This is a genomic window from Acinetobacter sp. UBA801, assembly GCA_002296655.1.
Classification (GTDB): domain Bacteria; phylum Pseudomonadota; class Gammaproteobacteria; order Pseudomonadales; family Moraxellaceae; genus Acinetobacter.
The window spans coordinates 85,046-94,908 of sequence record DBIN01000019.1; the positions used below are offsets into that span (position 1 = coordinate 85,046).

Genomic DNA, 9,863 nt, shown 5'->3' on the forward strand with positions numbered 1-9,863 from the left:
AATGTTCAAAACTTAAAGATTGATATGTTTTAAGAATGAATCTTCAATCAGTTTTAAATCCTGATCTGTGAAGCCTAAAAGTTCTCGTTTTGGATAGACCACACTTGGTGCACCACGTTCAGCACGGTCTTTTAAACCTTCCTGATGTACTTGTGCAATACGTCCAACACGACCCACAAAGCCAATCGCAATGGCATCAGCATTGCTGAGCAGTTTTAAATGAGCAGTATTTTTTAATTTGGTGAACATTTTGCGCTTAATTTTGCCTTTTTGTTCACGTAGGCGTTTGCGCCTTGGGGTGTACGTTGAACCATCAGGATTCTGTTGTGCAGAAATACGTTTGCTCTGATTTTTTCTTAAATCACGACCGATCTGTTTTGAAAGCTTGGCACGTTCACCCACTGACAACCGTTCCAAATACGGCTGTAAGTAGGTGGCAAGTTCTTCAACATTGTTCGTCATGGGTTTCGACCTGTCGGTGGCATATCTAATGACCAACCTTGTTTTTCAGCAGTGGTCCATGAAGCAACGACTTCACCCGATGGATCGATGACTTCAAAATCAGTGGCAGGTTCAAATTCTGTGTACTTCGGTTCTTCAGGATGACTGAGTTCTAATTTGCCGTCTGACAACTTTTTCACGACGACACGTTCAGTTAGTGGAATTTGAAAGTTAATGTCATATTTACTGTTATCAATCAGTTCCGCTTCAAAGCTGATGGCTTGTTTGCCTTTTTCATGGTTGGCCATCAATTCAGGCTGATTTTCCGCAATCCACGTGAATAGCACAACACCAATGACATCGACATCACCGGCATAGTCCGTGATGACCAGATCCAATGTATACGACATTTCAAAACTGAAACCACTAGCCATGGTACTGCGAAGCGAACCATTATTAGTAAAGATCAATAAGCGATCCTGATCAGGACTCAGATCAGGAATCGCTTTGAGCAAATATTCTCTTAATTGATTGGGCTTTTTCATGCAGCTTTTGCACCCTTATAGTTTGGATCGAGGCGGTTCATCACACGTAAAAACTTAGTGTCATAGCCCAGTTTTTTATAGTTTTTGCCGTTATACAGCGAAAAAACGACATGCCAATTTTCTTGACGTAACGCATCGATGAGCAGCCACTTTTTGTCATCCACTTCACCAGACTTGGTTTCACAGTAGCGAAGGAATGCTTCAAACTGAAGGCTTTCACTTTGTTCATGCTGTGCTACAAATTCCTGAACAGATGCATAACCTAAGGCTTTCCAATTTTCACCCATGAGCTGGAAACGTCCCCACGATGCCGACTGTAATGCACATGATTCATCAAGCTGCTTGGCTTGACTTAAACGTGTGTACTCAGCAGATCCACCGTGATAACCACCTGTTTTGGTATTCACAATATTTGGATGTTTGGCCATGAGTGCATTGGCTTTGGTTTTGCCGAATTTCTGATTCAAATAGAAATACATGCGATGACGTTCAAACAGAATTTTAGGCTTACCATTTGGCAAGTAACCTTCACCCAGCGTTTCAACTTCAGCAATGGCTTTAATCACGATGACAGGCACACCCAAACGTTTGGCACCTTCGACTAAATCACTTTCTTTTAAAAGTTTACTGGTGCATTCACCACGTAGGGCTTTTAGTGTGTAGTCACCGACTAAGCCATCAACTTTCAGATTTTTCAGTTTCTGAAATTGAATCACGGCATATTCAGTATTTTCGCCAAAGTCACCATCAGCAATGAGTGGCTTCTTATTTTTACCAGTCATGCCATTTTTAATCAGCAGTTTTTGCAATTCAGTGACGGCTGAACCTTTTGATCCTAATTTTAAAATGCTCATGGTGTGCTCCTTAACATTGAAACGACATTGCCTTTACTGCGGAAAATAAAGACCACCAAAAACACTGCGAGAATGGCATCCCAAATCGTGACCGGATCTTTAATGAAAATAATGTGAATACTTTGTGCCAGAAATGCCCCGATCAATACCGCTGCAAATAGTCGAAACGAACATTTTTGCAGGTGCAGTCGATCAAAACATAAAATACGGAATGCACACGCCACATAACACAGCACGGCAATGATTGAAAAAATAGTTTGTGCCAATGGCAACAACATGAGTTGCATCATTTTTTATTCTCCTTTCCAAAAGTATTGGACAGGGCAGAAAAGAACTTTGAAGTGGTATTGAATATTTCTGTCAGGGTGGATTTATTGACCCACGTCATGACTTTGACCAATACCGGTAAAGCAAACATACTGGTGAAACAAGCGATCACCGTGTGACTGTTTATACCTGTACGATTTGAAATTTCAGGTGCTAAGGCATAGCCCAGGGCGACGGATAACATGAGCGAAAAAATACGTTTTCCATAGCTCAGTGACTCTTGGGTAAATGCTAAAAATGCTGCACCAATTACGGCACCAAACAGTGCATCACCATTCACGAATGGAAGGAGTGATACCAATCCTGCAGAAGCGGTAATTGCGACAGTGGTTGATGTGGTTGGTTCAGCCATATTTTTGTTCTCAGTCCCAAAGCTGAATGCTTTGCGTTTTATTTTGTTGTGTTTGAAGTTCTGGTAACTGAACCTTTGTCCCCATCGGGAGAAATGGACCAAATTCAGACAAGTGTGGATTGGCTTCAAGTACTGCTTCGACCACACCAGATGAACGTCCATAGTTGCGCCAACAAATTGCGTCAACCGTGTCATTCTGAAGGGCATATACAGTTTTCATTTAAACCAGCTCCACATTCAAACGACGAATTTTTTTTAAATCACGAATAGCGAAGCGCAGATCTCGACGGTAATCATCAATCGTTGGGGTAAGGTCATCCGCTTTTTGGCCACCATTGTTGTTGGTGTCATAAGCACGATACTTTTCAGTCAGTTCAGCACCAACAGCTGCTGCAACGGCACGAAAATACAAAACTTCAGTGATGGGTTTTTCCACACCTTTTGTGGTGATGGTTTTTGGACTGATTTCAGCAAGTGATGCTGCTTTTGATGTCAGGGATTCGAGCTGATCATTGACTTCAATGATGGCTGATTCAATTGCAGGAATTAAACGCTGATCAGTGACACTTCCATCAAAGCGCAATGCTTCACGAATGGCTTTGCTAGATATGCCAGGGAAAAATGAATCACTGGTGATGACAACTTCTTCATTGTTGCGGTTGCCGTTTGCAATTAGTCCGGTCATTGTCATTCTCAAATAGTTGAGGGGTGGAGAATTGAGTTTGTAATTACGCATAAAAATGTCATTACAGCGTCAATTCTGCCCCTCGGTTGGCGCGGGGCACTCGTTACGTCGGATCAGACTGTAAATTGTCTTGACCTTCGACATCTGAATCACTTTTCGATGATTCATTTGATTGTTCTTGCTGTTCTTTCAAAAGCTTTTCAGCCTGTTCTTTCAAAAGCTTTTCAGCTTTTTGAAGTTCTTGTTTACAACCACAGTTTTCATGCAATTTTAAGGCTGTTTCAAAAGCAATTGTTGCTGCTTCAAAAGATGAAATTTTGAGGTAGGCACGACCTAAGGCAACATAGAGCTTTGCACGTACTTCATCAGGCATGTCATGATCAGAAGTCAGCTCAAATGCTTTTTCTAAAGTTTCAAGACTGAAATCTTCACCTGCCTTGTGTGCAACACGTGCTGCATTGCCAATTTCTTCAACAACGACAGTGGCAGTATTGCGACTAAATGAATCAGGCATTTTTAAGTTTTGCTCTAAAGCATATTCAGCAAGGCTTAAACCTTGATCGAATAGACCACAGTCAAAGCACCACAGCATGATGGTGGTAATGACTTCATCTTGTTCAACTTTTGCGCCTGACTGAACAATACCCAATACATAAGGCATGTGCTTTGGAATCAGTTCTTTTTTCGCTTCAGCACGTTTTTCTTGTGACTGAATTGAACGTAAAACATGAATATCGTTTTTGAGTTCGGTCAGTTGTAATTGGTAGACGCTTGCGTCTGGACGTACACCACCAAATTCATCAGCCTTGGCAGCTTCTTTCTCTGCCAAAGCCTGAAGGCGATGTCGTCGAGCTGGACTCAACATAAATCACCTATTATTCGATTGTGATGCCTTCAACCAATGCAACTTTTTCGTATGCTTCAATCACATACGCTTCATTTGAAGATTGATAATCTTCAATGCGGTTTTTGCTTGGTTTTTCTTGGATATAACGACGTTTTGCATCTTTTTGATAGTAGATTGACAGGTTGTCAAAAGACGTAATTAAAAGTGCATTGTCAGGGAAATGCGGTACACGTGCTGCAGGTAAGCCACCAATTTGTTTTTGGCTTAATAGCACTTGACCAGCCAATACATTGGTATTGTCAGATGCATCATTCACAATCGGGAAGTTTTTGTCTGCCAACAGTGAACGACCACAGATCACGACCAGATCCGTATCATCTTGATGGACTTCATCAATCAATTCATTGACTGCATCAACCACCAAGGCATCTAAGTTTTTGTATGTACCAGCTGCACCAACTGTCACTGTCGACATTACGCGATCAGCTGCATTGGTACGGATTTTTTGTAACCAGCCGATGTTCACGTCCTGCAGTTTTGCATTTGTAGAACGGTCAGTGGTTGCTGCTGCTGAGGTACCATTGAAACCAATCATGATACGATCTAAAGCAATCGCTTTAGCAACGGCATTGGTCCAGCGTTGGTGGAAATCAGGGAACACTGCCCAAGCATCTAATTTAGAATATGGAATTGCCACATCAAAATCAGTTTGCTTGCATTCATATTTGTCTGCACCTAAACCAGTTGGATCGGTTGGTGTACGTTCACCATTACCTGTAGTGTCAGTACGACCGGCAATCGTAGAATTGACAGATAAACCAATTGCTTCACCTGTTTGAGTGTCGACAGGCATAACATTAATTTTTTGAAGAAATTCGCTTGAAGCCTGAATTTTTTCTTCCATTTTTTGAGCAGGTGCAGGTGCTACTGTGAATTGCACCTGTGCCGATTCAACACCGTTGAGTTCAGCAACTTTTGCCAAACTATGATTGAATTTTTTACGTGTATCGTTACGCATTTTTTTCTCGCTTATAAGCAATATTTATGGACTGCTAACAATGATTAAACTATTAGCACTCGATTTGTTCAGAGAAGTTGCCAGTGTTTTCCGGTGCAGGTGGTGTACCTGGGTTTTCTTCACCTCCTAATTTGGCTTTAAGATCAGTGAAGTCTTTTTCCAATTTAGAATGCTTGGTTTTAAGTTCCGAAAACTCAGTTTCGACCTTTTGCAACTTGGTCTGACTTTCACCAAACGTTTTGGCAATCGCTTCAAGTGAGTCAGATACTTCTTTGAATTGGTCTTTATTTTTATTGTCTTGTTCTTCTTGTTGTGGCTTCAACCAATCCAAAACTTTAGAAAAAAGACCCTTTGCTGGGGCTTCCTGTCCGTCTTCAAATTCGATTGATGCTTCTTCAGCTGCAGTAAATAAATTGGCTGCATCTTGTTTACGACCCACAAATGGGTTTGCTTCAGGCTGTTTAGCAGCAAACTCCATGATTTGCGTACCTAATGAAGCAGGGGTATCAGTGAATGCAAGACCCACTAAATATGCTTTACCGGTATCAGCAAAATTTGGATTGACTTCAATGGACGTAAATAATTTTTGGCCACGTTGGTGCAATTCAAGCAATTGATCAAAGGCATCAACTTGAGCAAATAATGCAAGTTTTTTGGTACCGTTGATTTCTACTTCTTCAGCTTTTAAAGCTGTCACTTTTGCATACGTGCCAAATTCCGAACTTGGGGAAAAACCACGGTAATGCTCAAGATTGCCTAAAGCTGTGTATGTATTTGGATCGTAGCTGTCAGCCATTTGTTGAATCCATGTCGCTTCAATCACTCGACCATCAGTCGTGGATCCAGCAACGGCAACACGGAAAAATTTGGATTTCTTCATTTCTGAATCCTGTGTCTATGTCGATAGATAAAATCTATTTAAAGTAGTTAGCAGAATCGGAAGAACGGCATAAACATTCAATCCAAAGGGCTTGTATTAAGTGGGTTTTACAAAGTAGCCACAATGAATAAATGTTATAGCGTTGGCTTAATGAGCCAATGGATAAAGCACTTGATACCCCGAAAAATCTAAACTTCGACAAACGCCTTCTAGCAAAATTTTTGTATTGGATGGGGTGGCGAGTCAGCTCGATTGCAGATTACATCGACGAGCCTGATAAAAATGTTCACGCGTGGAAAACACGCGATGAATGGGACAAAGATGCACCTGCAGGTCGAGTCGGTGAAGCTTTAACTGCTCAATTGATCAAACTGATTATTCTTGAGAAAAAAACACCTGGTGATTTCAAGGAAATTGATTTGCTCATGCGTCAGCTGGAGCGCATGGCACGCATCGATAAATATTCTGATGGTGGCAATGAAACCGATCTGAATCCAAAACTCAAAAATAGAAATGCTGGTCCACGTAAGCCTAAACAGCCAAATGCACTGACCGAAGAACAAGTCGAAAAACTTCTTGAAGACTTTGATGACGGTTTATTTGAGTATCAAAAGGTTTGGTACCGTGCGCGTGAACAGCGAAATCGTGCCTTATTAAAATCACGTCAGATTGGTGCGACTTTCTATTTTGCACGTGAAGCATTGATCAAAGCTGTAACGACAGGTCGAAATCAAATTTTCTTGTCTGCATCCAAAGCCCAGGCACATGGTTTTAAAACTTATATTAAAAACTTTGTCATGCAGTCTATTGAAGTGGATCTGCAAGGCGATCCGATTTCAATCACGCTTCCATGTGGCAATACTGTTCAGCTGATTTTCTTGGGTACCAATGCCAAAACAGCACAGTCATACCATGGCGACTTATATTTTGACGAATTCTTCTGGGTACATGGCTTTGCCACACTGAAAAAAGTGGCATCGGCAATGGCTGCCCAAAAGCAGTATAAAAAAACTTATTTTTCTACACCTTCAAGTAAAACGCATGAAGCGTATGCCTTTTGGACAGGGGATGCTTTCAATAAAGGTCGTACCAAAGAAAATCGAGTTGAGATTGACACCAGTCATGCAAATTTAAGAGACGGTGCTTTATGTGGCGACAAAATGTGGCGACATATTGTCAATATTCAAGATGCTGAACGCCAAGGCTGTGATCTATTCGATATTGATGAATTGATTGCCGAAAACAGTCCTGAAGAATTCGCAAATTTATATATGTGTGAATTCGTTGATGATGGTCACAGTGTATTTCCACTGTCTATCATTCAGCCATGTATGGTCGATTCATGGGAAGTATGGTCCAAAGATTTTAAACCATTGGCACTTCGTCCATTTGGTAATAAACCAGTTTGGATTGGATACGATCCAGCAGAAAGTGGCGACAGTGCAGGGCTTGTGGTCATTGCACCACCTGAACCTGATTATCCTAAATTCCGACTGCTTGAACATCACCAGTTCAAAGGCATGGACTTTGCCAGCCAAGCGCAATACATCAAAAAATTAACAACCAAATATAACGTCAAATATATCGGCTTAGACAAGTCCGGTATGGGTACTGGTGTTGCTCAACTGGTCCTTGAGTTCTTTCCAAATTTAACGACCTTCAATTACAGCGTCGATGTCAAAACACAATTGGTCATGAAAGCAATGGATGTGATCAACAAAGGTCGTTTTGAATTTGATGCCGGATCCACTGACGTGGCCATGTCAATTATGGCCATTCGAAAAACACTGACTGCTTCACAAAGACAAATGACATTTGAAGCATCACGTGCAGAAAACATCGGTCATGCAGATTTGGCTTTTGCCATTTTCCATGCGTTCGCAAATGAACCTTTAACCCTTGATGACCAAACAAAATCTAAAAAATCCTCTATGGAGATTTACTAATGTCCGACAGCAAAGTGCAGGCATTTACGTTCGGTGATGCAGAACCGGTGATGAATGGCCGTGATTTATCACAGTTCTATGAAACATGGCTGTGTGGCAATTATTACGAACCCCACATCAGTATGAATGCTTTGGCAAAATCCTTTAAGGCAATGCCTTATTTGTCGACTGCAGTTTTTTATAAAAAGAATCAACTGGTGTCGTCATTCACGCCCAATAAATTGATCAGTTCATCTGAGTTTGAACGCATTGCTTTTGACTATTTGGTTTTTGGTAATGGCTATTTACAGCGGATCGATAATCGATTGAATGAGCCACACCACTATGATGGACTCATGGCCAAGTACACCAGACGCATGAAAAATGCTGATGAGTTTTTACAGTTGCTCAATGGTTTTGAAGAACACATTTTTAAGCCTGGTACCGTTTGCCACATTAAAGGCATTGATGTCGATCAAGAAATTTACGGAACCCCTGAATATATCGCTGCACTTCAGTCGGTTTGGCTAAATGAATCAGCAACTTTATTCCGTCGCAAGTACTACAACAACGGATCTCATGCCGGCTTCATCTTATACATGACCGATTCAGGAATTGATGATGATGACGTGGAAGGTCTGAAACAAGCCATGAAAGATTCACGTGGTCCAGGTAACTTCCGCAATTTATTCCTTCATGCACCTGGTGGAAAAAAGGATGGCTTACAACTGATTCCGATCAGTGAATTGGCTGCCAAAGATGAATTCTTAAATATTAAAAATGTCACACGTGATGACGTTCTTGCATCCCAACGTACACCACCGCAATTGCTCGGAATAATTCCATCCAATGCCGGTGGCTTCGGATCCATCAGTGAAGCACGCGAAGCCTATTGGTATTCCGAAATTGTTCCACTTCAAAATTTATTCGCCAACACAGTGAACGAATGGGCAGGTGATCAGATCATCCGCTTCAAAGAGTTTCACCAACTTCAATTCAAACAGGAAAAACAATAATGAATATTGCTTTGGCAATTAAAAATTGGAAATTCATCGTGATGGCTGCCTTGGCCATCGCTTTGGCATTTTCAGTCATCAGCTGCACAAGTAAGTCACATCAAATTGATTTACTCGAATCACAAAAAACTTTAGCTGAAACACAACGTGATCTTGCTAGATCTGAATCTGCCGCAGCTTCACTTGAAACGGAAAAAGTATGGGCCCATCAATTATTGGAGTCAGAACAAAATGCAAATAAAAACTTACAAGTTGCGTTGGCTGCTGCCAGTGACAGTGCTTTGGCTGTTGACCGGTTGTCAAAGCAGATCAGTGATACCGACAAACGTCTGTCCACAGGTTCCAATCAAGCCCTCATTGAATACGCCAAGACCTGCAATTCCGTACTCGAAACAATGGCAGAACGTGGTGGAGCAATCGCAGCAGCAGCTGATGAACACGCAATTGATGCGGAACGATTAGACCAGGCATGGCCACAGCAAGTGAAGCCCGATAAGCAAAGCTAATCACAGTATTTTCACTAAAATAAAAGTCCTCCAGGTGTGAGGGCTTTTTTTTGGCCAAAGTTTCTAAAACCACAGAATCCGGTTCAAGCCGGGCGGTTGACCCCCCACCTCACCTGCCCAGTAAATGTGTCGAATATTCAACAGATTTGTGACCCTGACCGATGGGTGTCTAAGCCACAGCAGTACTGGTGCATGACACAGCCGAATGCTCAAAATTCAGTTCTACAGAATTCAACAGGGATTCTATGAATGCCTACAACTTGCGATTTATCAAAAGTTCCTTCAACTCAATCAATAGTGCTTAAAAAAGGTTAGAAACAGTAAAATGAAAGGTTTTTAATATTCAAGTATCTGATATTTAATAATTAAATTTCTAACCATATAAAGGTTAGAAGTGGTTAGAAAAAAGTTATAAAAGTTAAAATATTTATATAAAACAATAATATAAAAGGTTAGAACTTCTAACC

At 41.2% G+C, this 9,863-nt stretch carries 13 protein-coding genes; 3 read left to right on the plus strand and 10 right to left on the minus strand.

The window, feature by feature from the left end:
* Nucleotides 1–12 precede the first annotated feature (12 nt).
* The 10 genes from B2W49_RS03315 to B2W49_RS03360 all read right to left on the minus strand — a co-directional run bounded on the left by B2W49_RS03315 (nt 13) and on the right by B2W49_RS03360 (nt 5,949).
* Nucleotides 13–462, minus strand: coding sequence for a phage virion morphogenesis protein (locus B2W49_RS03315; RefSeq protein WP_291334342.1), 450 nt, complete (start codon nt 460–462; stop codon nt 13–15).
* Entirely contained in the window at nt 459–986 is a 528-nt protein-coding gene (locus B2W49_RS03320) for a phage tail protein (RefSeq protein ID WP_291334343.1), read from the minus strand. Before B2W49_RS03320 ends, B2W49_RS03315 begins: the two co-directional genes overlap by 4 nt.
* On the minus strand, nt 983–1,840 hold the full coding sequence (locus tag B2W49_RS03325) for an N-acetylmuramidase family protein (RefSeq protein ID WP_291334344.1): 858 nt from the start codon (nt 1,838–1,840) through the stop codon (nt 983–985). The genes B2W49_RS03320 and B2W49_RS03325 overlap by 4 nt, the downstream gene beginning before the upstream one ends.
* Nucleotides 1,837–2,130 (minus strand): phage holin family protein, encoded by a 294-nt coding sequence (locus tag B2W49_RS03330; RefSeq protein ID WP_291334345.1) that lies wholly within the window; start codon nt 2,128–2,130, stop codon nt 1,837–1,839. Before B2W49_RS03330 ends, B2W49_RS03325 begins: the two co-directional genes overlap by 4 nt.
* Complete coding sequence (locus tag B2W49_RS03335) at nt 2,127–2,519, minus strand: putative holin (RefSeq protein ID WP_155861801.1); 393 nt, start codon at nt 2,517–2,519, stop codon at nt 2,127–2,129. The genes B2W49_RS03330 and B2W49_RS03335 overlap by 4 nt, the downstream gene beginning before the upstream one ends.
* 10 nt (nt 2,520–2,529) lie before the next feature.
* Nucleotides 2,530–2,739 carry a tail protein X gene (locus B2W49_RS03340; RefSeq protein ID WP_002060529.1) on the minus strand — a complete coding sequence of 70 codons (210 nt, stop codon included), beginning with the start codon at nt 2,737–2,739 and terminating at the stop codon, nt 2,530–2,532.
* Nucleotides 2,740–3,204 carry a head completion/stabilization protein gene (locus B2W49_RS03345; RefSeq protein ID WP_219236199.1) on the minus strand — a complete coding sequence of 155 codons (465 nt, stop codon included), beginning with the start codon at nt 3,202–3,204 and terminating at the stop codon, nt 2,740–2,742. It abuts the gene before it with no gap.
* 103 nt (nt 3,205–3,307) lie between these two features.
* The gene (gene gpM / locus B2W49_RS03350; RefSeq protein ID WP_291334346.1) at nt 3,308–4,069 is read right to left on the minus strand and encodes a phage terminase small subunit; all 762 of its coding nucleotides are present in this window, start codon (nt 4,067–4,069) and stop codon (nt 3,308–3,310) included.
* Nucleotides 4,070–4,079: 10 nt separating this feature from the next.
* Entirely contained in the window at nt 4,080–5,069 is a 990-nt protein-coding gene (locus B2W49_RS03355; RefSeq protein WP_291334347.1) for a phage major capsid protein, P2 family, read from the minus strand.
* A 52-nt stretch (nt 5,070–5,121) separates the two neighbouring features.
* Nucleotides 5,122–5,949 carry a GPO family capsid scaffolding protein gene (locus B2W49_RS03360; RefSeq protein WP_291334348.1) on the minus strand — a complete coding sequence of 276 codons (828 nt, stop codon included), beginning with the start codon at nt 5,947–5,949 and terminating at the stop codon, nt 5,122–5,124.
* 158 nt (nt 5,950–6,107) lie between these two features.
* Here B2W49_RS03360 and B2W49_RS03365 point away from each other — a divergent pair, with 158 nt between their 5' ends.
* From B2W49_RS03365 to B2W49_RS03375, 3 genes are read left to right on the plus strand one after another with little or no spacing between them, the layout of a single operon-like run.
* Entirely contained in the window at nt 6,108–7,895 is a 1,788-nt protein-coding gene (locus B2W49_RS03365; protein ID WP_291334349.1) for a terminase large subunit domain-containing protein, read from the plus strand.
* On the plus strand, nt 7,895–8,890 hold the full coding sequence (locus tag B2W49_RS03370; protein WP_291334350.1) for a phage portal protein: 996 nt from the start codon (nt 7,895–7,897) through the stop codon (nt 8,888–8,890). Before B2W49_RS03365 ends, B2W49_RS03370 begins: the two co-directional genes overlap by 1 nt.
* On the plus strand, nt 8,890–9,396 hold the full coding sequence (locus B2W49_RS03375; protein ID WP_291334351.1) for a hypothetical protein: 507 nt from the start codon (nt 8,890–8,892) through the stop codon (nt 9,394–9,396). The genes B2W49_RS03370 and B2W49_RS03375 overlap by 1 nt, the downstream gene beginning before the upstream one ends.
* Nucleotides 9,397–9,863: the final 467 nt, after the last annotated feature.